This window comes from Qipengyuania aurantiaca (assembly GCF_019711375.1).
In the GTDB taxonomy this organism is placed as follows: domain Bacteria; phylum Pseudomonadota; class Alphaproteobacteria; order Sphingomonadales; family Sphingomonadaceae; genus Qipengyuania; species Qipengyuania aurantiaca.
In genome coordinates this window covers 662,063-688,773 of sequence record NZ_CP081295.1, presented here as the reverse complement: position 1 = coordinate 688,773, position 26,711 = coordinate 662,063, and the positions used below count along the sequence as shown (strand labels likewise).

The 26,711-nt window shown below is 64.3% G+C and carries 33 protein-coding genes; 18 read left to right on the top strand and 15 right to left on the bottom strand.

Annotated elements, in window-relative coordinates:
• Positions 1-46: 46 nt before the first annotated feature.
• From K3148_RS03350 to K3148_RS03330, 5 genes are all read right to left on the bottom strand, one after another.
• On the bottom strand, positions 47-1,132 hold the full coding sequence (locus K3148_RS03350) for a phosphotransferase family protein (RefSeq protein WP_247711632.1): 1,086 nt from the start codon (positions 1,130-1,132) through the stop codon (positions 47-49).
• Positions 1,132-2,220 carry a Zn-dependent alcohol dehydrogenase gene (locus K3148_RS03345; RefSeq protein WP_221425910.1) on the bottom strand — a complete coding sequence of 363 codons (1,089 nt, stop codon included), beginning with the start codon at positions 2,218-2,220 and terminating at the stop codon, positions 1,132-1,134. Before K3148_RS03345 ends, K3148_RS03350 begins: the two co-directional genes overlap by 1 nt.
• A complete protein-coding gene (locus K3148_RS03340; RefSeq protein WP_221425909.1) occupies positions 2,220-3,572 on the bottom strand; it encodes an acyl-CoA dehydrogenase family protein in 1,353 nt (450 codons plus the stop codon). The genes K3148_RS03345 and K3148_RS03340 overlap by 1 nt, the downstream gene beginning before the upstream one ends.
• 87 nt (positions 3,573-3,659) lie before the next feature.
• The gene (locus K3148_RS03335) at positions 3,660-5,150 is read right to left on the bottom strand and encodes an MFS transporter (RefSeq protein WP_221425908.1); all 1,491 of its coding nucleotides are present in this window, start codon (positions 5,148-5,150) and stop codon (positions 3,660-3,662) included.
• On the bottom strand, positions 5,150-6,001 hold the full coding sequence (locus K3148_RS03330; RefSeq protein WP_221425907.1) for an SDR family NAD(P)-dependent oxidoreductase: 852 nt from the start codon (positions 5,999-6,001) through the stop codon (positions 5,150-5,152). The genes K3148_RS03335 and K3148_RS03330 overlap by 1 nt, the downstream gene beginning before the upstream one ends.
• Before the next feature lie 170 nt (positions 6,002-6,171).
• Here K3148_RS03330 and K3148_RS03325 point away from each other — a divergent pair, with 170 nt between their 5' ends.
• From K3148_RS03325 to K3148_RS03315, 3 genes are read left to right on the top strand one after another with little or no spacing between them, the layout of a single operon-like run.
• On the top strand, positions 6,172-7,353 hold the full coding sequence (locus tag K3148_RS03325; RefSeq protein WP_221425906.1) for an acyl-CoA dehydrogenase family protein: 1,182 nt from the start codon (positions 6,172-6,174) through the stop codon (positions 7,351-7,353).
• A 3-nt stretch (positions 7,354-7,356) separates the two neighbouring features.
• Positions 7,357-8,496, top strand: a complete 1,140-nt coding sequence (locus K3148_RS03320; RefSeq protein WP_221425905.1) for an acyl-CoA dehydrogenase family protein — start codon at positions 7,357-7,359, stop codon at positions 8,494-8,496.
• 14 nt (positions 8,497-8,510) lie between these two features.
• Positions 8,511-9,317, top strand: a complete 807-nt coding sequence (locus tag K3148_RS03315; RefSeq protein WP_221425904.1) for an SDR family oxidoreductase — start codon at positions 8,511-8,513, stop codon at positions 9,315-9,317.
• A gap of 253 nt (positions 9,318-9,570) precedes the next feature.
• Here K3148_RS03315 and K3148_RS03310 read toward each other — a convergent pair whose 3' ends face one another.
• From K3148_RS03310 to K3148_RS03285, 6 genes are all read right to left on the bottom strand, one after another.
• On the bottom strand, positions 9,571-10,119 hold the full coding sequence (locus tag K3148_RS03310) for a hypothetical protein (protein WP_221425903.1): 549 nt from the start codon (positions 10,117-10,119) through the stop codon (positions 9,571-9,573).
• 68 nt (positions 10,120-10,187) lie between these two features.
• A complete protein-coding gene (locus K3148_RS03305) occupies positions 10,188-10,817 on the bottom strand; it encodes an imm11 family protein (protein ID WP_221425902.1) in 630 nt (209 codons plus the stop codon).
• A gap of 54 nt (positions 10,818-10,871) precedes the next feature.
• Positions 10,872-11,306, bottom strand: coding sequence for a hypothetical protein (locus K3148_RS03300; protein ID WP_221425901.1), 435 nt, complete (start codon positions 11,304-11,306; stop codon positions 10,872-10,874).
• Between the two features lie 88 nt (positions 11,307-11,394).
• Positions 11,395-12,042, bottom strand: coding sequence for a guanylate kinase (gmk, locus tag K3148_RS03295; protein WP_221425900.1), 648 nt, complete (start codon positions 12,040-12,042; stop codon positions 11,395-11,397).
• A 52-nt stretch (positions 12,043-12,094) separates the two neighbouring features.
• Positions 12,095-12,487, bottom strand: a complete 393-nt coding sequence (locus K3148_RS03290) for a hypothetical protein (RefSeq protein ID WP_247711631.1) — start codon at positions 12,485-12,487, stop codon at positions 12,095-12,097.
• A gap of 102 nt (positions 12,488-12,589) precedes the next feature.
• On the bottom strand, positions 12,590-13,090 hold the full coding sequence (locus tag K3148_RS03285) for an SspB family protein (protein ID WP_221425898.1): 501 nt from the start codon (positions 13,088-13,090) through the stop codon (positions 12,590-12,592).
• Positions 13,091-13,204: 114 nt separating this feature from the next.
• Here K3148_RS03285 and hisB point away from each other — a divergent pair, with 114 nt between their 5' ends.
• The 13 genes from hisB to pal all read left to right on the top strand — a co-directional run bounded on the left by hisB (position 13,205) and on the right by pal (position 21,353).
• The gene (gene hisB, locus K3148_RS03280; protein WP_221425897.1) at positions 13,205-13,798 is read left to right on the top strand and encodes an imidazoleglycerol-phosphate dehydratase HisB; all 594 of its coding nucleotides are present in this window, start codon (positions 13,205-13,207) and stop codon (positions 13,796-13,798) included.
• Positions 13,791-14,417 (top strand): imidazole glycerol phosphate synthase subunit HisH, encoded by a 627-nt coding sequence (gene hisH / locus K3148_RS03275; protein ID WP_221425896.1) that lies wholly within the window; start codon positions 13,791-13,793, stop codon positions 14,415-14,417. The genes hisB and hisH overlap by 8 nt, the downstream gene beginning before the upstream one ends.
• Positions 14,414-15,139, top strand: coding sequence for a 1-(5-phosphoribosyl)-5-[(5-phosphoribosylamino)methylideneamino]imidazole-4-carboxamide isomerase (gene hisA, locus K3148_RS03270; protein ID WP_221425895.1), 726 nt, complete (start codon positions 14,414-14,416; stop codon positions 15,137-15,139). The genes hisH and hisA overlap by 4 nt, the downstream gene beginning before the upstream one ends.
• A complete protein-coding gene (locus K3148_RS03265) occupies positions 15,139-15,369 on the top strand; it encodes a hypothetical protein (protein WP_221425894.1) in 231 nt (76 codons plus the stop codon). The genes hisA and K3148_RS03265 overlap by 1 nt, the downstream gene beginning before the upstream one ends.
• Positions 15,366-16,139 carry an imidazole glycerol phosphate synthase subunit HisF gene (hisF, locus tag K3148_RS03260; RefSeq protein WP_221425893.1) on the top strand — a complete coding sequence of 258 codons (774 nt, stop codon included), beginning with the start codon at positions 15,366-15,368 and terminating at the stop codon, positions 16,137-16,139. The genes K3148_RS03265 and hisF overlap by 4 nt, the downstream gene beginning before the upstream one ends.
• Positions 16,140-16,158: 19 nt before the next feature.
• Entirely contained in the window at positions 16,159-16,473 is a 315-nt protein-coding gene (locus tag K3148_RS03255) for a phosphoribosyl-ATP diphosphatase (protein WP_221425892.1), read from the top strand.
• Positions 16,473-16,850 carry a histidine triad nucleotide-binding protein gene (locus K3148_RS03250; RefSeq protein ID WP_221425891.1) on the top strand — a complete coding sequence of 126 codons (378 nt, stop codon included), beginning with the start codon at positions 16,473-16,475 and terminating at the stop codon, positions 16,848-16,850. Before K3148_RS03255 ends, K3148_RS03250 begins: the two co-directional genes overlap by 1 nt.
• Before the next feature lie 97 nt (positions 16,851-16,947).
• Positions 16,948-17,400, top strand: coding sequence for a YbgC/FadM family acyl-CoA thioesterase (locus K3148_RS03245; protein ID WP_221425890.1), 453 nt, complete (start codon positions 16,948-16,950; stop codon positions 17,398-17,400).
• Positions 17,400-18,098, top strand: a complete 699-nt coding sequence (gene tolQ / locus K3148_RS03240) for a protein TolQ (RefSeq protein WP_221425889.1) — start codon at positions 17,400-17,402, stop codon at positions 18,096-18,098. The genes K3148_RS03245 and tolQ overlap by 1 nt, the downstream gene beginning before the upstream one ends.
• A 1-nt stretch (position 18,099) precedes the next feature.
• Positions 18,100-18,579, top strand: a complete 480-nt coding sequence (locus K3148_RS03235) for an ExbD/TolR family protein (RefSeq protein WP_221425888.1) — start codon at positions 18,100-18,102, stop codon at positions 18,577-18,579.
• A 9-nt stretch (positions 18,580-18,588) separates the two neighbouring features.
• Positions 18,589-19,383 carry an energy transducer TonB gene (locus tag K3148_RS03230; RefSeq protein ID WP_221425887.1) on the top strand — a complete coding sequence of 265 codons (795 nt, stop codon included), beginning with the start codon at positions 18,589-18,591 and terminating at the stop codon, positions 19,381-19,383.
• The gene (gene tolB / locus K3148_RS03225; RefSeq protein WP_221425886.1) at positions 19,380-20,762 is read left to right on the top strand and encodes a Tol-Pal system beta propeller repeat protein TolB; all 1,383 of its coding nucleotides are present in this window, start codon (positions 19,380-19,382) and stop codon (positions 20,760-20,762) included. Before K3148_RS03230 ends, tolB begins: the two co-directional genes overlap by 4 nt.
• 78 nt (positions 20,763-20,840) lie before the next feature.
• The gene (pal, locus tag K3148_RS03220; protein ID WP_221425885.1) at positions 20,841-21,353 is read left to right on the top strand and encodes a peptidoglycan-associated lipoprotein Pal; all 513 of its coding nucleotides are present in this window, start codon (positions 20,841-20,843) and stop codon (positions 21,351-21,353) included.
• 74 nt (positions 21,354-21,427) lie between these two features.
• On the opposite strand, the gene K3148_RS03215 is transcribed toward pal, so the two are convergent.
• Complete coding sequence (locus K3148_RS03215; protein WP_221425884.1) at positions 21,428-21,574, bottom strand: hypothetical protein; 147 nt, start codon at positions 21,572-21,574, stop codon at positions 21,428-21,430.
• 148 nt (positions 21,575-21,722) lie between these two features.
• Between K3148_RS03215 and K3148_RS03210 the strand changes: the two genes are divergently transcribed.
• Positions 21,723-22,256: a J domain-containing protein gene (locus tag K3148_RS03210; RefSeq protein WP_221425883.1), complete on the top strand. Its 534-nt coding sequence runs from the start codon at positions 21,723-21,725 to the stop codon at positions 22,254-22,256.
• Positions 22,257-22,343: 87 nt separating this feature from the next.
• Complete coding sequence (locus K3148_RS03205; protein WP_221425882.1) at positions 22,344-22,619, top strand: PilZ domain-containing protein; 276 nt, start codon at positions 22,344-22,346, stop codon at positions 22,617-22,619.
• Between the two features lie 3 nt (positions 22,620-22,622).
• Here the strand turns inward: K3148_RS03205 and K3148_RS03200 are convergent, their stop codons facing one another.
• The 3 genes from K3148_RS03200 to K3148_RS03190 all read right to left on the bottom strand — a co-directional run bounded on the left by K3148_RS03200 (position 22,623) and on the right by K3148_RS03190 (position 26,655).
• On the bottom strand, positions 22,623-23,327 hold the full coding sequence (locus K3148_RS03200; protein ID WP_247711630.1) for an ATP-grasp domain-containing protein: 705 nt from the start codon (positions 23,325-23,327) through the stop codon (positions 22,623-22,625).
• A 179-nt stretch (positions 23,328-23,506) separates the two neighbouring features.
• The gene (locus tag K3148_RS03195) at positions 23,507-24,820 is read right to left on the bottom strand and encodes a cystathionine gamma-synthase family protein (protein WP_221425881.1); all 1,314 of its coding nucleotides are present in this window, start codon (positions 24,818-24,820) and stop codon (positions 23,507-23,509) included.
• A gap of 314 nt (positions 24,821-25,134) precedes the next feature.
• Positions 25,135-26,655 carry an SLC13 family permease gene (locus K3148_RS03190; RefSeq protein ID WP_221425880.1) on the bottom strand — a complete coding sequence of 507 codons (1,521 nt, stop codon included), beginning with the start codon at positions 26,653-26,655 and terminating at the stop codon, positions 25,135-25,137.
• Positions 26,656-26,711 lie beyond the last annotated feature (56 nt).

Sequence of the window (26,711 nt, the reverse complement as noted above, 5' to 3'; positions counted from 1 at the left end):
TGGTCTCCGTATTGAATGCGGAGAGGTCGTTAGCAGCGTGGGCGCGCTAGTCCATCCCCGCGGCGCGCGCGAACTCATAGGCGCGGTCGACCAGCGGGCCGACGCGTTCGCTCATCGCCTTGGCGTGGGCGCTGGAGGCGGTGCCGTCGATCACGCGCTTCTTGATGCCCTGCATGATGCCTGCCAGCCGGAAGAGGTTGTAGGCGAAATACCAGTCCATCGGCGGCACGGGATAGCCGGTGCGCGCGACATAGCGTTCCACCGCTTCGTCCTGCGAGGGAATGCCCAGCGCTTCGAGATCGAGGCCGAGCACGCCCGCACGCCCGTCGGCCGGGTTGTGCCAGTTGAGCATGAGATAGCTGAAGTCGGCGATCGGATCGCCCAGCGTCGAGAGCTCCCAGTCGAGCACGGCGAGGACCTTGTTGGCGTCCTTCTCGAAGATGAGATTGTCGAGCCGGTAGTCGCCATGGACCACGCTGCTCTCGTGCTGCGGCGGAATGGTCTGCGGCAGCCATTCGATCAGCCGCTCCATCTTCTCCATGTGCTCGGTCTCGGAGAGCTTGTACTGCTTCGACCAGCGGGCGATCTGGCGCGCGCAATAATCGGTCGGCTTGCCGTAATCACCGAGGCCGATTTCCTCCGGCTTGCGCAAATGGAGGTCGGCCATGGTGTCGATCATGGCGTTGTAGATTTCGCGGCGCTCGTCCGGCGTGTTGTTGGGCAGGGCGCCGTTCCACAGGCTGCGTCCATCGGCGAGGCCCATGACGAAGAACTTGCTGCCGATCACCTCCGGGTCCTCGCAAAGGCCATAGGTCTTCGGCACGGGGAAACCGGTCGGCCCCAGCGCGGACATGGCGGCGTATTCGCGGTCCACCGCATGGGCGCTGGGCAGCAACTTGCCGAAGGGCTGGCGGCGCAGGACATAGGAGCGTCCCGGCGTGTCGATGCGGTAGGTCGGGTTCGACTGGCCGCCCTTGAACTTCGAATAGGAGATCGGACCTTCGAAACCCTCGACATTAGCCTCGAACCACGCGGTCAGCGCGTCCAGGTCCATCTGGTCGCGCTCGGGCACTTCTATGGTGCCGACCATTTCCTTGTCGAAATCGATCTCGGGCATGCCAGTCTCTGCCATCAGTCGAACACCACCACGCTGCGGGCGGACGTGCCCTGTTTCATCTTCTCGAAGCCCTCGTTGATCTCTTCGAGCGGGATGCGCTCGGCGATGATCGTGTCGAGATCGAGCAGGCCGCGCAGGTAGAAGTCGACGAGACGCGGCAGGTCGACGGGGAAGTGGTTCATCCCCATGATCGCGCCCTGGAGCTTCTTGCCCGACAGGAGGTCCATCGCGCCGAGGCCCACCTTGCAGTCAAGTGGCATCATGCCGAGGATGGTGGCGGTGCCGCCGCGGCGCAGGATCTTCACGGCGAGGTCCGCCGAAGCCTGACGACCTACCGCCTCGATAGCATGGTGCACACCGCCGCCGGTGATCTTCATCACCTGCTCGACGGCGTCATCGGCCATGGCGTCGACCGTGTGGGTTGCGCCCAGCGTCTCGGCAAGCGCGCGCTTTTCGGGGATCGGATCGATGGCGATGACCTTGCCCGCGCCGGTGATCTTCGCCGCGTTGATTGCGGCAAGGCCAACCCCGCCGCAGCCGACCACGGCCACCGCCTCGCCCGGCACGACCGAGCAGGCATTGAAAATCGCGCCCGCCCCCGTCGTCACCGCGCAGCCGATCACGGCCGCCCGGTCGAGCGGCATGTCCTTGTCGATAGCGACACAGGCGTGCTCGTGAATCAGCATCTGTTCGCAGAAGGCCGACAGGTTGAGCATCTGGGCGACCGGCGCGCTGCCGTCGGCGCGCATGATCCGCGGCGCGGCGGTCTGCGGGCGGCGCGTGTCCGCCCCCATGCACAGCGCCATGCGGCCGGTGACGCAGAATTCGCAGTGGCCGCAGAAGGCGGAGAGGCAGGAGACCACGTGGTCGCCGGGCTTCACCGTTTTCACTTCGCTCCCGACCGCGCGGACGACGCCGGCGGCCTCGTGGCCGGGAATGGCGGGGAGGGGATGCGGATAGGCGCCGTCGATGAAGTGGAGGTCCGAATGGCACAGCCCGCAGGCCTTGGTGTCGATCAGGACCTCGTGCGGACCCGGATCGGCTAGCTCGACCTCGCCGATGGTGAGGCCGCCGACCTGCTCCAGTATCGCTGCCTTGGCCATCAGCGCGTGGCCCCCACGTCTCCGCTGCTCATGCCGGCCGAAGCCGCCGCGCTGCCGGCGCTGGCCGATTGGGCGTTACCGCCGCGAAGCGCGTTTGAGGTCGGCCCTTCCTTGGGCATGTGCTTGGCAAATTCCATCCGCGCGATCGAGCGGGCGTGGACCTCGTCCGGGCCATCCGCCAGGCGAAGCGTGCGCTGGTGGGCGTAGGCGTTGGCGAGGCCGTAATCGTCGGAGACGCCGCCGCCGCCATGGGCCTGGATCGCATCGTCGATGATCTTCAGCGCCATGTTCGGCGCCTGCACCTTGATCATGGCGATTTCCTGCTTGGCGCTCTTGTTGCCGACCTTGTCCATCATGTCGGCGGCCTTGAGGCAGAGGAGGCGCGTCATGTCGATATCGATGCGGGCGCGCGCCACGCGCTCTTCCCAGACCGAGTGCTTGTAGATCGGCTTGCCGAAGGCTTCGCGCTCCTGCAGGCGCTGGCACATCTTGGCGAGCGCTTCCTCGGCGACACCGATGGTGCGCATGCAGTGATGGATGCGGCCCGGGCCGAGGCGGCCCTGCGCGATCTCGAAGCCGCGGCCTTCGCCCAGCAGCATATTGGTGACCGGCACGCGGACATCGGTCAGCTCGACTTCCATGTGGCCGTGCGGCGCGTCGTCATAGCCGAAGACAGGGAGATGGCGCAGGACCTTCACGCCCTTGGCGTCCATGGGCATGAGGATCATCGACTGCTGCGCATGGCGGCCTGCCGAGAAATCCGTCTTGCCCATGACGATGGCGACCTTGCAACGCGGATCGCCCACGCCCGAGGACCACCATTTGCGGCCGTTGATGACATATTCGTCGCCGTCACGCTCGATGCGCGTTTCGATATTGGTCGCGTCGGACGAGGCGGTGAAAGGCTCGGTCATGAGGAAGGCCGAACGGATCTCGCCGTTCATCAGCGGAGTCAGCCATTCCTCCTTCTGTTCGCGCGTGCCGTAGCGATGGAACACTTCCATATTGCCGGTGTCGGGCGCGGAGCAGTTGAAGACTTCCGAGGCAAAGCCGATGCGGCCCATCTCTTCGGCGCAGAGCGCGTATTCGAGATTGGTGAGGCCGGGGCCTTCGAAGTCATAGGTCTCGTCGACATGGTGGTGGCCGTCGTTGCGCGGTGGCATGAAGAGGTTCCAGATACCCTGGTCCTTGGCCTTGGCCTTCAAATCCTCGACCACCTGGATGACCTTCCAGCGTTCGCCTTCGGCGTCCTGCTGCTTGTAGGTCGGGACCGCGGGGCGGACATGGTCCTCGATGAAGTTCTTCACCCGGTCGCGCCAGTAGACTTGCCGTTCGGTGGGTTCGAAATCCATGGGTATGTCCTCTCTCTCAAAATCCGTTTCGGCTTGAAACTGGCATAGGGCGACGCCTCGCGCCAAGCCCTTTCTCGCAAGAAAATCTCAGGGCACGACGGTGCCTGCATCGACATCCCCGCGTGCCGCAGCGTCAATTACGTTCGCGCGGCGCTGAGCGAGGGTCTGCAAACGCGCTTCGTGTTCCTCCCGGCTGATCGGAAACCGGCCAAGCCAGAAGGCGGCCAGCACCGCCAGCACGATTGCCGCGCAGGCATAATAAAGAATCATGTCGGACAGCACGCCCGGCGCAACGCTGCCGGCGCGAGCGCCATCGGGCAGCTGCGCGGCAGCCACGATTTGGCCGGTGACGAAGATGCCGAGACCGGTTGCGCATTTCTGGATCAGCCAGTTGCCCGAATAGAAGGCTCCTTCGGCGCGGCGGTGCGTGCGCTCCTCGAACGCCTCGACGATCTCGGCAATCATCGAGGTGGCCGAAATCATCATGACCACGCCAAACATGTTCGCAAACAGGAGCATGCCGAGAAAACCGAAGGTGGACGCCGCCGTACCGACTTCGGGCCACAACCCTCCAAGCAGAAGGAAATAGGGCGTGAGGCCGAGGATGATGCTGGCATAGGCACCGATCGCCGCGCTCTTCGCCTTGCCCCAGGCGCGGTGCATCTGGCCGACCACGAAGAACATCAGCACGACCGACAGGAATAGGGTGAGGGCATAGCCGAGCAGGCCGGTGAACCAATCGGGGCCACCATCGAGCAGCGGCTGGTCGAGCTGCCAGACAAAAACGTTGAGGTAGTTGGAGATGGAAAAGGTCATCCCCTGATTGACGTAGGCTGCCAGCGCGCCGGCGGCGAAGATGAGGAAGCTCTTTTCCGAAAAGGCGTCGAATATCTCGTCAAAGGCTCCGCGCAGGGAAAAGGGGGCGGGACGCTGTTCGGGCCAGTGAGCAACGAGGCGGTGCTGGCCCAGCGCCGAGCCCACTACCGAGAGCACCATCAGCGCCGCGCCGAAGATGGCGAAGCCGAAATAGCCTTCTTGCTGGAGCAGCCCGTCGGGGCCCGACATGAAGACGGTATAGGCGAGGATCATCATTACGATGCCCCCCAGCCAGCCGGACAGGAAACGGTAGCGGAACAGCGTGGTGCGGTCGTCGTAATCCTGCGTGATCTCGGGCACGAGGCTGATCGAGGGAACCTCGCAGGCGGAGAGCAGGATGCGCACGCCTACGGCGATAGCGATCAGGCCGAAGAAGCCCGGAGCCTCCCCGCCGGGCGGATGCCACAAGAGCACCCACATGACCGCGAGCGGCACCGGGGCGAGGTAGAGCCAGGGCAGGCGACGCCCCCAGCGCGTATAGGTGCGGTCGGACAGATTGCCGATGATGGGATCGACAACCGCGTCGACCAGCAGGGCGATAAGAAGCGCGAGGCTGACCAGCCGCGCGTCCATGCCAAGCACCTGGTTGTAGAAGATCAGCAGGAAGAAGCTGAAACCAAGGTCCTTCACGCCAAAGGCCATCGACCCGAAGCCGTGGACGATCTTCAGCCGCTGGGAAAGGGGACCTTGAACGAATGCCATCAGCCGCCGCTCTGGGCCTGTTTCTCCATCGCTTCAAGCGCTTCGAACATCGTCGGCGTGTCGGGGTCCCAGCTGTGGCGCGGGCCAAGGGTGATGCCGCCGTCGACCAGCATGGATGCGCCGGTCATGAAGCTGGCCGCGTCGCTGGCGAGGAAGGCCACCGCCTCGGCAATGTCGCGCGGCTGGCCGCCGCGGGCGACGGGCTGGGCGTTGGACGACATCTGCGCGATGGCCGCCTTGGCCATGTGCACCATATCTTCCGGCATCTCCATCGAGGAGGTGAAGATGTTGGTGTTGATGAAGCCGGGCTGCACCGCGTTCACGCGGATGCCGTGGCGTGCGAGGTCGGTCGCCGCGCATTTGGTGAGGTGGAGCACGCCTGCCTTGGCAACGGCATAAGTGGTCGGCGAATAGCCCGGACCCACCGCCGCCACGCTGGAGACGTTGACGATACTCGCGCCCTTGCGTCCCTTCATGTGCGGCACGGCGTAGCGGATGCCGAAAGCGACCGAGCGCAGGAGCAGGTCCATCGTGCGGTCCCAGTCCTCGGGCTCGACCTCGTCGATGGGCGCGCGTGTGCCTCCGGCGCCGGCGTTGTTGAAGACCGTGTCGATCCCGCCGGTCTCGGCCGCCGCGCCGTCCATCAGCTGGCGGATGTCGTCGGTGCTGTACACATCGCAATGGCGGTATCGCACATCGCCTTGCGTTTCGCTTTCGAGCGCCTTGCCGCCTTCGTCATCGATATCGGAGGCGTAGACCACCGCGCCTTCGCTGGCGAAAAGCCGCACAGCCTCCGCGCCGATGCCGGATGCCGCACCGGTAATGATCACGGTCTTGCCGTCAAAACGCATCGGTCTCTCTCCCGGAAATGCTGGCTCCAAGCTTAGGCGCGCCGCCCCTTACGTCAACGCAAACCGCCTGACGCTACGGCATGGCGCTTCATCATGATCGCCCTTGCGGGAGCCTCGCGAATCACCCTAACGTAAACGTCAACCGAGGAGATCTGAGAGAGGAGTCGGTCATGTCCGATCTGGAAAGCTTCCGCGCCGAAACGCGCGTATGGCTCGAAGCCAATTGCCCCCCCGAAATGCGCAAGCCCGTCCGCGACGAGGCCGATGTCTACTGGGGCGGCCGCAACGCGACCTTCAAGAACGACGCACAAAAGGCGTGGTTCGAAGTGTGCCGCGACAAGGGCTACACTGTTCCCGAATGGCCCAAGGAATATGGCGGGGCCGGCCTTTCGCCTGCCGAGGGCAAGGTGCTGCGGCAGGAAATGGCCCGCATCGGCGCGCGCCCGCCGCTGTCCAGCTTCGGCATCTGGATGCTCGGCCCGGCGCTGCTGCACTTCGGCACCGAAGGCCAGAAGAAGCGCTTTCTCAACGAGATCGCGGCTGGCGAAATCCGCTGGTGCCAGGGCTATTCGGAGCCGGGCAGCGGCTCGGACCTCGTCTCGATGCAGACCTTCGGCGAGGACAAGGGCGATCACTGGGTCGTCAACGGCCAGAAGATCTGGACCTCCTACGCCGACGAAGCCGACTGGATCTTCTGCCTCGTGCGCACCGACAAGCAGAACAAGTATCAGGGCATCACCTTCATGCTGTTTGACATGGCGGGCGATGGTGTCTCGACCAAGCCGATCAAGCTGATCAGCGGCAACAGCCCGTTCTGCGAAACCTTCTTCGACGATGTCGAGGTGCCCAAGTCCTATGGCGAGGATTGCCCCGGCTATGTGGGCGAAATCAACCGCGGCTGGGATGTCGCCAAGTACCTGCTCGGCCATGAGCGCGAGATGATCTCGGGCGCAGGCGGCGGCGACCGTACGGCGGCCATCGGCGCGGCGCTGAAGCGCAACGCGGGCGAGATCGACCCGGTGCTGCGCGCCGAGCTTGCTCAGTTCGATGTCGACGCGCTGGCCTATTCGGCCATGGGCGAGAAATTTCTCGACGAACTCAAGGTCGGCAAGGCGCATCCCGCCCAGCCGAACATGATGAAATACGCCGGGACCGAGCTGAACAAGCGCCGTCACGAACTGATGATGGCCGCGGGTGGTAGCCGCGCTCTCGAATGGGAGAGCGAGGAAACCGGCGGCGGCAAGGGGGCGCGCAACTGGCTGCGCACCAAGGCCAATTCGATCGAGGGCGGTACGAGCGAAGTCATGCTCAACGTCATCTCGAAGCGTATCCTCGACCTGCCGGGAGCCTGATCGATGCCCCTTTATTACGACGACGACCAGGCGATGCTCGCCGAGACAGCCCAGCAATTCATGGCCGAGGAAGGCGCGATTGCGAAACAGCTGCGCCACTGGCGCGACCGCGATTGCAAGGACGGCTTCGGCCACGGTTTGTGGAAGCAGTTCGCCGAAATGGGATTCACCGGAATGCTGGTGGACGAAGACGACGGCGGGCTCGGCATGGGCCATGTCGAGGCCGGGATCGTGCTCGAGAATATCGGGCGCAACCTGACCCCGTCGCCTTTCCTGTCCTCCTCCGTCCTCGCGGTGACTGCGCTCAAGCACGGCAGCGACGATGTGCGCGGCCGTTGGCTGCCGGGTCTGATCGAGGGCGAGAAGGTCTATTCCGTCGCCATCGACGAGGGCGCGAAGCATCGCCCCGAAACCATCGCCTGCAAGGCCGAGAAGTCGGGTAACGGCTTCAGGCTTTCGGGCAAGAAGGACTTCGTGGTCTACGGCGCATCGTCGGAGATGATCGTCGTCGCCGCGCGCACTTCGGGCGACGACAGCGATAGCGACGGCATCACCCTCTTCGCCGTTCCGCAGGACGCCGATGGCATGAGCCACGACAGCGTGCGCCTGGTCGACAGTTCGATGGCCAGCCACGTCGCTTTTGACGGTGTGGAACTGGATGGCGATGCCGTCATCGGCGAAGTCGATGGCGGGCGCGAGGTCCTGAATGCCATGCTGATGGCGGGGCGCGTCGGGGCTTCTGCCGAAGGCGTGGGAGTCGCGCAGGGGGCGATGGACATGACCGTCGACTACCTCAAGCAGCGCAAGCAGTTCGGCAAGCTGATCGGCGAATTCCAGGCGCTGCAGCACCGCGCCGCGCACCTCTATTCCGAAGTCGAGATCGCCCGCGCGGTCACCATCAAGGCGGCACAGTTGCTCGATGGTGGCAGCGAGAAGGCCGATTTGATGGCCTCGGTCGCCAAGGCCAAGGTCGCCAAGGCGGCGGGCCTCGCGGTCAAGGAGGGCGTGCAGATGCACGGCGGCATCGGCATGACCGACGAATACGACATCGGCCTCTACATGAAACGCGACCGCGCACTGCAGGAATTCCTCGGCGACCAGTATTACCACGCCGGACGCGTCGCCGAGATGAGCGGTTACTGAGCGGGAGAGACAGCATGACACTCGAAGACATGTTCAGCCTTGAAGGGCGCATCGCGCTCGTCACCGGTGGCAGCCGCGGCATCGGCCGCATGATCGTGGAAGGCTTCCTCGCCGCAGGCTGCGAGCGGGTCTACATCACCGCGCGCAAGGGCGGCGAATTGCACGAAACCGCCGAGGAACTGGGCGAGCGGGTCGTGCCGATCCAGGGCGACATCTCGACCATGGACGGCATCGACGAGCTGGTGGCCGAGCTTTCGGGCAAGGAAGACCGGCTCGACATCCTCGTCAACAACGCGGGCGCGGCCTGGGGGGCGGACTATCTCGACTTCCCCGAAGAAGGCTGGGACAAGGTCATGGACCTCAACGTCAAGACGCCCTTCTTCCTGACCCAGAAGCTCCATGCCTTGCTGACCGCCGAGGCGAGCCAGGACAAGCCCGGCAAGGTGATCAACATCGCCAGCATCGACGGCCTCAGGATAAACCCCTGGGAGACCTACAGCTATCAGGCGTCCAAGGCCGCGCTGATCCACCTGACGCGCCGCATGGCGGCCCGGCTGGTGAAGGACCACGTCTATGTCACCGGCATTGCGCCGGGCGCATTCCCCTCGAACATGAACAAGGTCGCCCGCGACCATGCCGAGGCGAGCGCGGCGGGCATTCCCAACAAGCGCGTGGGCGACAGGTTCGACATGGGCGGAAGCTGCGTCTACCTCGCCAGCCGCGCGGGCGACTACACGGTCGGAGATACGATTGCGGTCGACGGCGGCATCGTGAACGCGCATTTGCCGACCCACTTCGCGGATCCCGCCGGCGGAAGATAATTTCCTACGCTTGCGTGTGCTGCAAGTTGACGAAGTACATACGCCGGCGCGCCTCGCCAAAGAGGTTGCCATGGAAGCGCGAAAGCCCCGCTAGCCTTCGAGAGAGGCGGCGGGGCTTTCTGAATGAACTGCTTCGACAATGTGAAGGAACAGCCGCAGCCTATCCAGCCCTGTCGATGTAGGAAAGCGGAACGTCCAGAATGGGTGAGGAGCGGACCTGCGGCCTGTGCACACCGGCCACGCCTTGCGCGATTCAATCACCTCGCTGGCGATAAACGCCTTCGTCGATCACGAGGGAAACGTCGTTCTGGTAAGTTGCCCAGTCCTGCAGACAGTTCCAGGCAGCGCCGGTATTACCGGGAGAGACGAGCGAGAGGACCGGTGTTCCATATTTGCTTTTCCCGAGGCGAAGATGAGCAGGATCGACCTGACATACCTTTGTCGCCTGCGGCAGGGTTCGGCTTCTGCATCGCTCTTGCTCGCGTGCTTCATGCCAGTCCGCGGCCTCCTGGACCCCGAGAGCCGCAAGTGAAACAACCGTCGCGAGCGCCAGGCGGAGCAGGCTTGGGTTGTTCCGCAACCGGAGCTGCAAACCGAAACCGGAGAGGACCAACACCGCGACGCAGCCGCGGAACGCATGGAAGACCCCGTCGGGCCTCTCGCATGCTGGCAAACCGAACCGCGGAAGATAATCGAGAGCGAGCCGACCTGCTACGAACAGTAGGAGAGCGGCAACAATAAGTGATGCCGAACTGATCTCATACAGATGCAGGGAATCCCGCCCATGTCTGGAACCGGTCAAATCGCGCCCTGCTCTTTCCAGTAAGAGTAATTCTCGATGTATTTCGTTCTGACGTCGCGTTTATCCGGTCAGTGCAGCGGCGAGAACATCAGGCCAGTCAGCTTCGCCGCCCAGATGGCATCCACCAGACGCCCATCGAAAATGGGATAGCGGATGAAATCGAGGAGGTAGAAGGCCAACGCGTCCTCGGACCCGCGCAGGAGCGTGAGGCGATTAAGTTTCGTGATTGCATGGACGTAGACCTCCTTTTCCAACGACGGATCGTACATCCACCCGCCCCGTTCGAAATCGGAGGCATCATGGTCGAAATCGGTCACCACCCGCTTCACCTTGCCAAGCCAGTAGGTGCCGACCTCGTGCTTCGCCGGTCCCGACGTATCGCACGCCACAAAGTCGAAGGCCAACGGGTCCATTTCAAATAATAGCTGCCGCGCGCGGTCGGAGAGTATCCAGCGGTCGAAGCCATAGAAATCCAGCGGCCTGTTGCAGAGCGCGACCCTGACGCGTGGTGTCTCCGCATATTCGGGCAGTCCGAACAGCGTTTCGAAACTGTTGCCGGTTTGCACGTGCCCAGCCATGCGCGATCGATCCGCCTCTCGCCTCAGCCGATCCTCGTCGAACAATTCGAAATCGGACACGTTTCTTCCAATGGCTGGCGAGGCGATGAAGAGGCGCCTCGCCCCGCCGACTTCGCTCACTGTGCGGCCTCGCTACATTGGCGGAGCGCCGGAACCGTCACTTTTCCCACTCGGCTATTGCTCCACACGTCTCGGTGCCCATGCGGGATATGGGCCCGACCAGCTGAAATTGCTGATCTCGATGTGGCCGTCCCGCACGCGAAATGTGGCCGCTCCACCTTCAAACGGTATCCCCGCCGGCTCGTCATAATAGCTGCACCACCAGTTGACCGTATAGCTTTTCGATCCCCGATCGCGAAGCAGTGCGCCCACATCGCAATCCTTCGTTTTTGCAAAGATCGCTTCGACGCTTTCTTCCAGATTGCTCGGAGCTGTCCTATCAAGAAATTGGGAATCGTATTGCACTTCGGGATGAGTGTTTGCTTCGAGATACTCGCTATCCCGAGCCAGAATCGCAGCGAGGTAAGAGCGCATCGGCGCCTCGTCGACTTCGGATGCCGTTGCAGGTGCTGCGGTCGTCAGCGCAACTGCCAAAACCGAACTCAGCATCTTTTTCGCTTCCTTGGAATGCAAACCCAGGAAAAAATTAGCAGGTTTCGTTGACGACCGCTATCGGATCGTAACCGATCCTTTCGGTTTAACTCATCAATTCGCGCACGAACGGGATCAGTCCCGTCTGGCGCTGGCGCTTCATGCGTTCGGCGTCGAGGATTTCCCGGACCTTGGCGAAGCAGTCGTCGGCGCTTTCGTTGATGACCACGTAGTCGTAGGCGTCCCAGTGGCTGATTTCGCTGCGGGCGCGTTCCATGCGGGCCTCGATCACCTCTTCGGCATCGGTCCCGCGGCTGCGCAGGCGGCGTTCCAGTTCAGCAATGCTCGGCGGCAGGATGAACACGCGGACCACGTCCTGCTGGTCCTTCTGGTAGAGCTGCTGCGTGCCCTGCCAATCGATGTCGAAGAGGAAGTCCTGCCCTTCCTTCAGCGCGTTACGGATACGGCCCTTGGGCGTGCCGTAACGATGGCCGAACACATGCGCCCATTCGTAGAAATCGTCCTCCTCGACCATGCGGTCGAACTCGGCATCGTCGACGAAATAATAATGCACGCCATCGATCTCGCCGGGTCGAGGCGGACGGGTGGTGACGCTGACCGAAAGCTTGATCTCGTCATCGGCGCCCAGCAGCATCCGGCTGATCGTCGTCTTGCCTGCGCCGCTGGGCGAGGAAAGGATAAACATCAGCCCGCGGCGGGCCAGCTTGTCGTTGTCATGTGCGGAATCGGCCATGCGCGCTAGTGGCGCATGGGGGCGTAGGGAATCAACCCCGCGCGGCCCGGTTTCAGACGGCGGTCTCGCCCTTGGATTGTTTTCTGAGCGCCCGTTCGCCGCTGCGGCGCGACCGGCGGCGGGTGGTGCTGCGGTCGAAGATGGTCTTGGCGAGCAGCCCTGCACCGACCAGCACCGCGCCCGGCACCGATTTTGTGGCGAATTTCGTCACGCCATAGGCGGCCAGCGTCTGGACCAGCGAGCGGTTCTCCACCACTTCCTTGGCGAACTTGCTGCCGTATTGCCGGCCGAGGAGCGCCTTTTCCAGCGTCTGGCGAGTCAGGCGACCGGCGCTGCGCAGCAGGATGTCGTGGATGATGAGGTTGGTCGAAGGGTTCGGGCTGGGGCCGGGAATGACATTCTCGCCGCGCGCATCCTTCTTTGCCGCCGCAATCTCGTCGCTCACAACGTCGGTGAGATGATTTGGCGCTTCCGCGTCGGAAAGCCCTACCTTTTTCGAAAGTCCCATGCCTGCCCCATTGCTGTGGCGGGGCAGCAGGCCCCGCAGCTAGTTCTTGCGGCCGAAATCGACCGTGACGACGTTGGAGCCGTCTTCTGCTCCTTCAACGGGCGGGCCGTCACCCTGTTCCTCGTCATTCCCGGCCTCGTCGGTCGGGACCTCGGCCATATCGGCCACGGTCGCCTGGAACTGCAGCCCGAAATCGACCGCCGGATCGACGAACTGGGTAATGGCGGCATAGGGAATGTCGAGTTCGGCCGGGATCTGGTTGAAGGACAGGCCGACCGAGAAGCCATCTTCGCGCACGTTCAAATCCCAGAACTTGTTCTGGAGCACGATGGTCATCTCGTCCGGGAACCGTTCACGCAGATGCACGGGGATCGACACGCCGGGCGCGTGAGTCTTGAAGGTGATGTAGAAGTGATGCGCGCCGGGCAATTCGCTGCCGCCCTGTTCGATTTCGCCGAGCACCCGGCCGACCACGGCGCGCAGGGCTTCCTGCACGATCGTATCGTAGGGGATCAGGCTGTCGGGCGTATCGTCACTCATGCCCGCATAATTGGAACCCGGCGCGGCGCGGGTCAAGCGGTTTAAGCCGGTCTTTACCCTGCCGATAGGCGCTATTTCTTGCGCCCTCGTGTAGCGCCCCTATAGGCAGGCACCATGCGTACAGGCCGTATCGAAAGAAACACTGCGGAAACCAAGATCCTGGTCGAGGTCAACCTCGACGGGACGGGGAAATACGATGTCAGCACGGGCATCGGTTTTCTCGACCACATGGTCGAGCAGGTGGCGAAGCATTCGCTGATCGACGTGACCATGAAAGTCGACGGCGATCTCCATGTCGACCAGCATCACACGACCGAAGACAGCGCGCTGGCGCTGGGCCAGGCGATTTCGCAGGCGCTCGGCGACAAGGGCGGCATTGCGCGCTACGGCAGCGCCTATTCGCCGATGGACGAGACTTTGTCGCGCGTCGCGCTCGACATCTCGGGGCGGCCCTATTTCGTGTGGAAAGCCGGCTTCACCCAGGAAAAGCTAGGCGAATGGGATACCGAGCTGATCGAGCACTGGTTCCATTCGGTCGGCCAGACCTGCGGGCTGACGCTGCACATAGAACTGCTCTACGGCACGAACAATCACCATATCTGCGAAAGCCTTTACAAGGGATTCGCCCGCGCCATGCGCGCCGCGGTGGAGATCGACCCGCGCAAGGGCGGCGCAATCCCGAGCACGAAGGGGCAGCTGGGTGGCTGAAGTCGTCGCTCTCGTCGATTATGGCGCGGGCAATCTGCACTCCGTCGAGAACGCGTTGAAGCGGGTCGGTGCCAAGGTGACGGTCACCGCCGATCCCGATGTGCTACGCGCCGCGGACCGTATCGTGCTGCCCGGTGTCGGCAGCTTCGGGGCCTGCGCGGCGGGCTTGCGCGCCGAGAAGGGCGTGATCGAGGCGATGCGCGAGCGCGTGTTCGTAGGCGGCGCGCCGTTCCTCGGCATCTGCGTCGGAATGCAATTGCTCGCCACGCGCGGGCTGGAGCATGGCGAGACGCCGGGGCTCGACTGGATCGAAGGCGAGGTGCGGCTGATCGAGCCGACCGACACCACCGTGAAAGTCCCGCACATGGGCTGGAACGATGTCGCGCTGACCCCGCACGCACGCGACCATGACTTGCTCGATACGGGGGAGGCCTATTTCCTCCATTCCTATCATTTTGACGCGAGAAGCGGGCAGGACGTGCTGGCCATGACCGACCATGGCGGTGGGCTGGTCGCCGCCATCGGCCGCGACAACATCCTCGGGGTGCAGTTCCACCCTGAAAAGAGCCAGAGCTACGGCCTTGGCATTCTCGAACGTTTCCTGGAGTGGGCCCCGTGATCGTCTTTCCCGCCATCGACCTCAAAGCCGGCCAAGTCGTGCGCCTCGCCGAGGGCGATATGGACCGCGCAACCGTCTATGGCGACAACCCCGCGCAGCAGGCGACGCTGTTTGCCGAGGCCGGAGCGCAGCATCTGCATGTGGTCGATCTCGACGGCAGTTTTGCCGGATCGGCGCAGAACCGCGAGGCAGTCGAAAGCATCGTCGCTGCCTTTCCGGGGCACGTCCAGCTGGGCGGCGGCATCCGCACACGCGAGGATGTCGAAGGCTGGTTCGATGCGGGCGTATCGCGCGTGGTGATGGGCTCGGCGGCATTGAAGGACCCCGAATTCGTCAAGGACATGGCGCGCACCTTCGAAGGCGGCGTGGTCGTCGCGGTGGACGCGAAGGACGGCCATGTAGCGACAGAGGGCTGGGCGGAAGTTTCCGACGTCCCCGTGGTCGACCTCGCTCGCCGGTTCGAGGATGCAGGCGTCGCCGCTTTGCTTTTCACCGACATCGGGCGCGACGGATTGCTAAAGGGTGTGAACCTCGACGCGACCGTGGACCTTGCGCGGCAAGTCGACATTCCCGTGATCGCCAGCGGCGGGGTGAAGGGGCTGGACGACATCCACGTCCTCTCGCTCCACGCCAAGGATGGCATTGAGGGCGTCATAACGGGCCGCGCGCTCTATGACGGGCGACTGGACCTTGCCGCGGCTCTGGCGATGGCGGCGCGGTGATGATTCTCTACGCTCTTCTCGCCTTTGCAATCCTCATCGCTTTGGTAGTCGGACAATTCCGGATTGCCAGCAGAGCGCTGCATGAGCGCAAAGCGGGAATAGGCAGGTTCACCTATTCCTTCGAGGAATCGCCCAAAGCATTCATCGCGATGCTGGTCCTGGAATGGGTCGGACTCGTCTTCGTATTCGCATATCTGCTCGCGCTTGTCGTCGGAGTGCTTTTCCCATGACCGTCCGCATCCGCGTCATTCCCTGCCTCGATGTGCGCGACGGGCGCGTGGTGAAGGGCGTGAACTTCGTCGATCTCAAGGATGCTGGCGATCCGGTCGAACAGGCGCAAGCTTATGACCGTGCGGGCGCGGACGAGCTGTGCTTCCTCGACATCTCCGCCAGCCATGAAGGTCGCGGGACGCTGCTCGACATGGTGCGGCGCACGGCAGCGGTGTGCTTCATGCCACTCACCGTCGGCGGCGGGGTGCGCAGTGTCGAGGATGCGCGCGCGCTGCTGCTGGCGGGCGCAGACAAGGTGGCGGTCAATTCCGCTGCCGTTTCGCGCCCCGAACTCGTACGCGAAATTGCCGAGAAGTTCGGCAGCCAGTGCGTCGTGGCATCCGTCGACGCACGCGCGCGGACCGAGGGCGAGGGCTTTCGCGGCTGGGAAATCTACACCCATGGCGGTCGCAAGCCGACCGGCATCGACGCGGTCGAACACGCGCAGCTTCTAGCCGAACTCGGCGCGGGCGAATTGCTCGTCACCTCGATGGACGGCGACGGGACCAAGCAGGGCTACGACCTCGAACTGACCCGCGCGATTGCCGACAGCGTCTCGGTCCCCGTCATCGCCAGCGGCGGCGTGGGCACGCTCGACCATCTCGTCGAAGGGGTAACGCAGGGCCACGCAAGCGCCGTGCTCGCCGCCTCGATCTTCCACTTCGGGCAGCATTCGATCGGCGAGGCGCATCGCGCGCTGCGCGCCGCAGGCTTGCCCGCGCGCGGTTGAAGGCCCAAGGAGAAACCCCATGGATACGCTGACCCGCCTCGAGAAAACGATCGACCAGCGCCGTAAGGCCGATCCCGGCCAGAGCTATGTCGCGCATCTCAACCATCGCGGCCTGCCGGTCATGGTGCGCAAGTTCGGCGAGGAAGCGGTCGAAACCTGTGTGGCCGCTCTGTCGGGCTCGCGCGAAGAGCTGATCGCGGAAGCCGCCGACAGCATCTTCCACCTCATGGTGATGCTCGCCGCGAAAGGCGTGAGCCTCGACGAGGTCATGTACGAGCTTGACCGCCGTGAAGGCGTGTCGGGCCACGAGGAAAAGGCCAGCAGGAGCGAATAATGCCGATCGACCCCACGCAGCCTTACGACGACGAGAATATCTTCGCCAAAATCCTGCGCGGCGAGATCCCCTCGTCCAAGGTCTACGAGGACGAATGGGCCTACGCCTTCGAGGACATCAACCCGCAGGCCGAAGTGCACACGCTGGTGATCCCCAAGGGCCGCTATGTCAGCTGGGACGATTTCAGCGCCAAGGCATCCGCCGAGGAGATCGCCGGTTTCGTGCGCGCCGTGGGCACGGTGGCGCGCGACAAGGGGCTGGTCGAGCCCGGCTACCGGATGATGGCCAATGTGGGCATGCATGGCGGACAGGAAGTTCCGCATCTGCACGTCCATCTTTTCGGCGGGCAGCCGCTCGGCCCGATGATCGCACGATAATTTCGTCGCGCTAGTCTCTCGTTTCACCGCCGTTCATGTTGTGAAGCCGATTGGCGGCTTTGCAGTGAATCCCCGCTGCGCTAGAGCGCCTCGCTGAATGACCCGGCCCAATTCCCCAGATGGCGTACTCGACGGCGACACGCATCTTTATGCGGTGCGCGCCTATTACGAAGACACCGATCTGTCGGGCATCGTTTATCACGCCAATTACTTGCGTTGGTTCGAGCGCGCGCGGTCGGACCTGTTGCGCCGGCTCGATATCGACCAGCGCGCCGCGATCGAGGCGGGCGAAGGTGCCTATGCTCTTTCCGAGGTTAAACTCAAGTATTTGCGCCCCGCAAAACTCGACGACGACATACTGATCGAGACGCGTTGCACCGAGCTGAAGGCCGCCTCCTGCCGGATGCACCAGAAAGCCTATCGCGGCGCCGAGCTGCTTGCCGAGGCACATTTGCGCGTCGGTTTCGTTTCACCCAACGGCAGGCCCATCCGCCAGCCGGAAGAATGGCGCGCGGCCTTTGCGCGCTTCGTCAATTCGAGCGGAGAGTGATGAACCACCTGTCCCTTCTTGCTGTTGGCGCCCCGACGCGCCTCGATCCGGTCCAGCTTTTCCTCGACGCCGATATCGTTGTCCAGGCCGTGATGGCGGGCCTGATCCTCGCCAGTATCTGGGTCTGGGCGATCATCGTGTCGTTCAGCCTGCGCATGAACAAGCTTAAGAGTGCGCAGCGCAAGTACGAAAGCGATTTCTGGCAGGCGGACCAGTTCGACAGCTTCATGTCCGAACGTGGCAACCGCGACATTCCCTCGGCCCGCGTGGCGCAGGCAGGCGTGGCCGAATGGCGCCGCTCGACCAAGGGCGAAGTGCGGGATCGCGAGGCCCTGCGCGGACGTATCGCCGCGGCGATGGACAGCCAGATTGCACAGGAAGCCGACGATGTGGCCGAGCGCCTGAACTTCCTCGCCACGGTCGGCGCGGTGGCCCCGTTCGTGGGTCTGTTCGGCACGGTCTGGGGCATCATGAACAGCTTTTTCCAGATCGGGGCACAGGAAAGCTCCTCGCTCGCGGTGGTGGCGCCGGGCATTTCGGAAGCGCTCTTTGCGACCGCCATCGGCCTCTTCGCCGCCATCCCTGCGGTGATCGCCTACAACCGCTTCAGCCATTCGGTCGAACGGTTCGAAAGCCGCCTCCACCGCTTCGCCGACAAGCTGCACGCCAGCTTCAGCCGCCAGCTGGAGCAGCGCTGACATGGGCATGGCGCTCGCTTCTGGCAAAGGCACGCGCCGCCGTCGCGGGCGCGGCGGTCGGCGGCCCATGTCCGAAATCAACGTCACACCCTTCGTCGACGTTATGCTCGTTCTGCTGATCATCTTCATGGTCACCGCGCCGCTGCTGACTGCAGGCGTGCCGATCCAGCTGCCCGACAGCCGGGCGAATGCCCTGCCGCAGGAACAGCAGCAGGTATCGATCAGCATCGATAGCGAAGGCTATGTCTATATCGACGATACGCAGGTTGCCGTTGGCGGACTTCCGCAGGCGCTCGAAGGCATACCCCGCACGGGTGAGGGTCCGGACATTACCCTGCGCGCCGACCGCAGCCTCGATTACGGGCGCGTGATGGCCGTGATGGGCGAACTCAACCGCGCCGGCCTCAACCGCATCTCGCTGGTGACGAATGGGGGGCAGTCGAGCCCGCCGGTCAACACCGGTTCAGCATCCGAGGAATAGCCCGAGACAATGGAGAGGACAGGCATCAGGGCAGAGGAGCGGACGGGGCTGATCGTCGCCGTGGCGCTGCATCTTGCGCTGCTCGCCGCCCTTGTCGTGCAGGCGCTGTTCGAAGCGCCCGCAGCGCCGCCGGTCGAGCGGATGACGGTCAGCCTTGCCGAAGATGTCGGCCTGGAAGCGACCGCGCCCGATCCCGTGCCGGAAAGCCGCGCCGCGATTGCGCCCACGCTCTCCGATACACCCGCTCCCGCACCGGAAATCCTCGAAGCGCCCAGCGATCCGGTGGTCGAGCGCCCGACCCAGCGCGTGCAGTCCCCCGTTCCCGCACCCAGCCGCGTCACCACTCCCCGCCGCGAGCCTCCGCGCGAGACGACCCGTCCGCGCAGCAGCGAACGCAGCGGCGGCTCGCGCGTCGGCAGCGATTTCCTCGCCGGAAGCGGCGACAGCACGACGACGAACGAAACCCGCGCGCCGGCCTCCCAGATCGGGGCAAGCACCAAGGCTTCGCTGTTCCAGGCCGTTGGCCGACAGCTTCGCCCGCATTGGCGCCCGGTGGACGGCGCGGATCGCGAACTGCTCGTCTCGCAGGTCCGCTTCCGTCTCAATCCTGACGGCAGCCTTGCCGGCGCCCCTCAATTGCGCGGGCAGCGCGGCATCACCGATGCCAATCGCGCCCAGGCATCCCGCCACGCGGAAAACGCAATCCGCGCGGTCCAACTCGCAGCCCCTTTCGACTTGCCCGAAGAATATTACGAGGCGTGGAAGGTGGTCACGGTAGATTTCGACTGGAAGCTATCCCAATGAAGAAACTGATTTTTACGACCCTCGCCTTCATCGCCAGCCCGCTGGCGGCGCAGAATCAGGATCTCGGTGAACCCATGGCCGAGGGCCAGGAGGTCGAGACCATCGAGGAAGAGGAAGGCCTGTCGGGCTCCGTCAGCTTCGAGGGCAATCTCGACGATCTCGGCATCGCCATTCCCGCCTTCGCGACCGATCGCAATGTCGCCACCCCGGCAAACGCCAGCGGCACCGAGGCGCTAGGTCTCGAAATGGCGCGCGTCATCACGGCAAACCTGCGCAACAACGGCCTGTTCAAGCCGACCGGTCCGGACTCGCTTCCGCGTCCCGATTTCGCGAACATCACCTCGCCCGTCTGGGGCACGTGGAGCGTGCGCGGGGCGGAAATGCTGGTTCACGGCTATGTCCGCGCCCGCAGCGACGACCGGCTGACGGTCGGCTGCTATCTCTACGACATGGCGCTGCAGCAGCGGCTCGTGGCGGAAGGCTGGGTGGTTTCGCCCGCCGACTGGCGCCGCGCGGCTCACAAATGCTCGGACCTCATCTACTCGCGCCTGACCGGCGAAAGCCCGTTCTTCGACAGCCGCATCGCTTACATCGCCGAGACCGGCCCCAAGGATAATCGCGTCAAGCGCCTCGCCATCATGGACAGCGACGGGGCGAACCACCGCTTCATCACCACAGGCCGCTCGACCGCGCTCACGCCGCGTTACTCGCCCGATTACAAGCGCCTGGTCTACCTGAGCTATGTCGACGGCAATCCGCGTATCTATGTCTACGACATCGGTACCGGCAAGCAGACGCTGGTGACGCAGAGCGACAACCCGACCTTCGCCCCGCGCTGGAGCCCGGACGGCCGCTGGATCCTCTATTCGATGGCTGTGGGCGGCAACACCGACATCTACCGTGTCTCGTCGCAGGGTGGCCGCAGCGAACGCCTGACCGACACGCCCGGCATCGACATCGGCGGATCCTATTCGCCCGATGGCCGCCGGATCGTGTTCGAAAGCGACCGTTCGGGCGCGCAGCAGTGTTACGTGATGGATGCGGACGGTTCGAACCAGCGCCGCATCAGCTTTGGCGGGTCGCGCTGCGCGACGCCCGAGTGGAGCCCGCGCGGCGACCAGATCGCCTTCACCAACGCCAGCAGCTTCAACGTCTCGGTTATGAGCCCCTCGGGCGGGAATGTCCGCACGCTGACGCGCGGCTGGCAGGACGAGGCGCCGACCTGGGCGCCCAACGGTCGCATCATCCAGTTCTTCCGCACCGAGCGGAACAGCGGCAAGACCTCGCTCTGGCAGGTGGACCTCACCGGCGAGAACGAGCGCAGCCTGCCCACGCCGGTCGACGCGTCCGATCCGGCCTGGGGACCGATCCTGCCGTAAGATCATTCCTTTATCCGTGGGGATGGATGAAACCGGGGGCCAAAAGAGTTCCACCGCTGTTTAAAAGGGGACAGCACTATGAATACCCGTATTGCCACCACTGTGATGCTTACATCGGCGCTCGCGCTGGCGGCTTGCCAGAAGAAGGCACCCGAAGAAATTCCGCCGCCGCCGGTCGAAACCGCGACTCCGGCTCCTACGCCCACCCCGACCGGCCCCGCCGTCGGCAGCATGGAACATTTCCTGCAGGCCGTTGGCCAGGCCAACACGGTCGTCTATTTCGACACCGATCGTTACAACATCGATGCCGAGGATAGCGCGAAGCTGCAGACGCAGGCGCAGTACTTCAGCCAGTATTCGAACGTGAACTTTACCATCGAAGGCCATGCCGACGAACGTGGCACGCGCGAATACAACCTCGCGCTGGGCGAACGCCGTGCGAACTCGGCGAAGAACTACCTCGTCTCGCTGGGCATTCCGGCCAGCCGTATCCGCACGATCAGCTACGGCAAGGAACGTCCGGTGGCGCTCGGTTCGAACGAAGCCGCTTGGGCGCAGAACCGCCGTGCCGCGACCGTGACGATCAACTGATCGCCGACCGTCCTTCGACAACGAAAAAGCCCCGGCGCAAACCGGGGCTTTTTTCGTGTCGCTTGTCGCGAAAGTCAGCGCGCGGCGTCGTATCCGGCGAAGGGCATTTGCGCCGCGTGATGCGCGCCTGCGGCTTCGATATTGCCGAAAGTCGCAGCCAAGGCGAGGGCAGCCATGCTCAGCACGGCGAGAGTGGCGGAGAGGGTCAACTGCTTGCTCATAAGGGGGCCTCTAATCCCGAATTCACTAAGGTTCCGTTGCAATGCAACATTTCACATTGCAACTGGTTCCACAGCCTTGCGAACTGCGCCAGCATCCCTAGATTGACCGCCATGCCCGCTCGACAAACGACATCTCTGGCGCACGCCCGTGCCTAAGGCGCGCCGCTCCAACGATTGGGGTTTCCCGCGCTGGCGTGGCTACGACGAGAGTCGCGAGGCGGCGACCGTGCGCCTGTGCGACCGGCACGGGTGCGAAGAGAAGGGCGATTGCCCCGCGCCCAAATCGCCCAACAGCCCGGAGCGCTGGTATTTTTGCCAGAAGCACGCCGCGGAATACAATTCCAAATGGGACTATTTCGAAGGTCTCGACAAGGCGGAGAAGGCGGCTCGCGCCAAGTCGGAGCAGGCTGAGAACGCCGGCTATGCCGAGGCCCAGCATTACGGCTGGGGCGGATCGGGCGACGGTTCGCGCAGTGCCGATGAGATGCGCGCGCTCGAAGTGCTCGAACTGGACGCTGATGCCGATTTCGCCGCGGTGAAAAAGGCTTGGCGGGTAAAGGCCAAGGCGGTTCACCCGGATGTGAAGCCGGGTGACAGGGAGGCCGCGGATCTCTTCCAGAAATACCAGCTCGCTTACGAAGTGCTCAAAGCGGCCGAGGAACGGCGCGAATGGAAGGGCTGATCGAACCCGGCCCATATGTATGAAAGCGACATTAACCCTTTCTTTGCCGGTTAGCCGCTAAATACGGCCCACGAACAAGGGCTAGAGATGCAGACCAGAACGACAAACCGCCAGGGCAGCGATATCGTGCTCAATTGCCGTGCGCCGGTCCATCCGGCGCAGGCGATCCTGTGCGACATCTCCGAGACCGGTTGCCGGATCGAACTGTTCGACGGCTATGTGAACAAGGGCTCGACCATCTTTTTCGAGATCGACGAGCGCAACGAGCTTGCCGGCCAGGTCGTCTGGGTGCGCGGTAACGAGGCCGGTGTGAAGTTCATGCACAAGCTCAGCGGCCGCGTTCGCGCGGTGCTCGAACTCTGATTTTCAGCCAAGCCGGCGGGTGATCGCGTCCGCCAGTTTCGCCCCAAGCTGCGGCCCCTGCTCGGGATAGAGATAGGGCTCGATCGCCTCGGCCTCCATCACCGCCAGTTCGCCCGAAGGCAGGCGCGCCATGTCGATGCGACAATAAAGCAGGTCGTCGAAGGGCAGGGCCGCCACCACGGCTTCTGCCTGCGAAAGGTCTTGAGGCGAGGGGGTATAGTCGAACTCGCTGCCGCCATAGAGCGACTGGATCCGGTATTCGCCTTCGGCCGCGCGCTTCAGCACACCATGGCTGAAACCGCCGTCGATGAAGACGAAGGTGTATTCGCCTTCCTCCACCACGCTTGGGAGGAAAGGCTGGATCATGCAGGGGTGCCCCATGCGCCAGCCGGGTTCGGGCAGGGCATCATTGGCAAAGCTGTGCTGGCCGAGGCCGCCGGCGCCGACCTGCCGTTTGACCACGACGCGGTCCGTCTCGAAGGCATTGAGCGCGATGGCCAGTTCGCCGCGCGTGGCGTCGTCGAACCACAAGGTGGGGATCGTCGGGAGCCCCTGGTCGGCCAGCGCCTTGAGATAGCGCTTGTCGCCATTCCAGCGGACGACTTCGGGCGGATTGCAGACTGACATGCCCGCCTCGCTCAAGGCTTCCAGCCTGGCGAGGAATTCGGGCAGGTGGTCCTGGTAATCCCACGCGGTGCCCAGCAGCACCAGCGCAAGCCCGTCGAAGGCTTCGAGCGGCGCGCGCCAGTCGATCTCGACCAGCTCCAGCCCCGCTACCTCAAAGGCCGCCCGCAGCGCGCCGACCTCGATATCGTGCTCGAACGCGTCTCCCCGGCGCGGTCCGGCGCCGGGGAGCGTGTCCTTGCAGGCGAGGAAGCCTATGCGGCTCAGACCGCCTCCAGCGCCTGTTCGAAGTCGGCGATGAGGTCGTCCGCGTCTTCGATGCCGATCGAGATGCGCACGAGGTTGTCCGAGATGCCCAGTTCCGCGCGGCGGCCTTCGGCGACCGAGAGGTGGGTCATCGAGGCCGGGTGGCTGGCCAGCGTTTCGGTCCCGCCGAGGCTGACGGCCAGCTTGGCGATCTTGAGGCTGTCGAGGAAGCGGAAGCATTCCGCCTCGCCGCCCTTAAGCAGCAGCGAGAAGGTGGAGCCGGCGCCGAGGCAGTGACGGTCATAGATGTCCTGCTGGCGTGCGTCCTTGATCATGCCGAGATAGCCCAGGCCTTCAACCTTCTGGTGTTTCGCGAGGTAGTCGCAGACCTTGGCCGCGTTCTCGCCTGCGCGCTGCATGCGCAATTCCACGGTTTCGAGGCTACGGCAGAGCATCCATGCGGTGTTCGGATCGCAGATGCCGCCCATGGTGTTGCGCAGCATGCGGATGGCGTCGATGAAGCGCTTCTTGCCCGAGACGCTGCCCGCCACGAGGTCGGAATGGCCGCCGACATACTTGGTCAGCGAGTAGACCACGAGGTCCGCGCCGTGGTCGAGCGGGCGCTGCCACAGCGGGCCGAGGAAGGTGTTGTCGATCGCGATCGAGCACTTGTCGGGATCGAAGTGGGCGTCGCGCGCAGCCTTGACCGCCTCGATGTCGACCAGCGCGTTGGTCGGGTTGCCCGGGCTTTCGAGGTAGATCATCGGCACTTCGCCGCCCTTCTCCTCGGCCAGAGCCTTGGCCTTGACCATCACTTCGTCGAGCTGTTCGCGCGTCGCGCCGGCGGGGAAGTCGATGAAGCTGACGCCGTATTTCGCCATGGTCTTGGCGATGAAGCCTTCGCTGGCCGCATAGAGCGGGCCGGAGTGGACGATCACGTCGCCCGCCTTGCAGGCCGCCAGCAGCAGCACGGCAATCGCGGTCATGCCGCTGGAGAAGGAGAGCGCCTCTTCCGCGCCGTCCCACACCGCGAGGCGATCTTCGAGGATCTCCTGGTTGGGCGCGTTGAAGCGCGAATAGACGAGGCCGTCCGCGCCGCCCGGACGCTTGCCGGTGATGCCTTCGAAGTGGCGCTTGCCGTCGGCGGCGCTGGGGAAGGCGAAGGTCGAGGTGAGGAAGATCGGGGCCTTGAGGCTGCCTTCCGAAAGCGTGGGGTCGAAGCCGTGACCCATCATCAGCGTGCTGGGCTTCAGCGGGCGGCCGTTGATCTTGGTCACTTCGCGCTTGGGGGCCATGCGCGGGCTGGTGGGGTCGATGTCGTTGTCGCTCATGAGGAGAGCATCCTTCCTGCAAGTCCGCTCCCAGGAAGGCGGGAGCCAGTTGTTCCGCGCCCGGGGCACCCGTTCCTAACCTCCGCAGGAACGCCTCTCCACCGGCTCGCTGTTTGCAAGCGCTCCATATGTTGGACGCGAGTTGGTTTCAACTGCGACGATCCCCACAGGATGGAGCGCATGGAGCACGGTCCTGGAGAAAGAAACGCGTCGTCCGCACGCAGCTGCGGTTCGAGGCGAAGAGCGAGAAGGGCGGGCGTGTCCATGGCGCCCGGAGTAGCGCGAAAGGGCAGGGGTAGGAAAACGCTGCGCGCCTATACCAGCGCGCCCACGCCCCAGACCACCAGCACGATCAGGAAAATGCCCACGAGGTCGAACAATAGCCCGGCCTTCACCATGCGCTCGATCCGGATGCGGCCCGTTGCCCAGGCGATGGCATTGGGGCCGGTGCCGGCGGGCAACATGAAGCCCCAGCTGGCCGCGAGCGCGGCGGGCATGGCCAGCAGCACGGGATCGACGCCCAGCGCCACCACCAGCGCCGCGACCACCGGGATGATGGCGCTGGCGGTCGCGACATTGCTCGCGAATTCGGTGATCAAAACCACCATTGCCACCACGGCCAGCGCGACGAGGAACAGCGGCCATGCCTCCAATGGCAGCAGCGCGTTGCCCAGCCATTCGGCCAGCCCGCTCGCGCCCATGCCCGCGGCCAGCGCCAGACCGCCGCCGAACATCATGATGACGCCCCAGGGCGCGCGGTCGGCTTCCTTCCAGACCAGCAGCGGGCGCCCTGTGCCGTCGGGCAGGAGGAAAAGCGCTAGGCTGGCGAGAATGGCGATGGTCCCGTCGGTCCAGGATCCGTCGGGAAGATAGGGCGCGACCAGCAGGCGCGTCATCCAGGCGAGGAAGGTGACTCCGACAACGAGGATCAGGCGGCGCTCGGGTGTGCCCATGGGGCGATCATCGACAATAGCGGTGCGCGCGGCCTCGACATCGAACGGGTGCGCCGCGACGCGCTGGACCCGCGCGATGAGGAAGGCGGCGATCGGCACGCCGACTATCACGATGGGCAGGCCGTAAAGCGTCCATTCGGCAAAGCTGATCTTTGCCCCGATCATCGTGTCGAGCAGGCCGACCGCAATCGCGTTGGTGGGCGATCCGACCAGCGTGCCGAGCCCCCCGATGCTCGCGGCAAAGGCGATGCCCATGGGCAAGGCGCCGGCGAGGCCTTCTGTCTGGCCTACCGCTGCGCTGCTTGAGGCCGGGGAGGTATTTCCTGTTTGGCCTACCGCTGCGCTGCTTGAGGCCGGAGAGACTTCTCCTGTCCGGCCTAACGCTGCGCTGCTTGAGGCCGAGGTTACTTCTCCGCCCGCCAGCACCGCCAGCGCCATCGGCATCATGATGAGCGCGGTCGAGGTGTTGGAGATCAGCATCGAGAGGATCGCGGCGGCGATCATGAAGGCGAGCAACAGCCCCGTCTGCCCGCCGCGCTCATGCAGCGCGTTGAGGATCGCCAACGCCAGCCGCTTGTGCAGGCCGGTGCGCTCGATGGCGAGGGCGATAAAGGCTCCGCCGAGAAGCAGGAAGAGGATCGGAGAATAATAGGCGCTCGCCGTGGCCTTGGCGTCCATGACACCCGCGAAGGGCAGGACGAGGAAGGGCATGAGGGCGGTTGCCGTCAGCGGCAGGGCCTCGGTCATCCACCAGGCCGCCATCAGTACGACCAGCCCGGCAACGATCAGCGCCTCGCGGCTCATGCCCGCAGGCGTGGGCGCGACGATGGCCAAGGCAAGCGCGGCAGCGCCCGCAATCAAACCGATGCGTTGTGCGACCATGGCCGCTCTCCTCCCGTTAGACGGGAAGCGCTACCAGCCGCGGGGCTTCTGGCCAA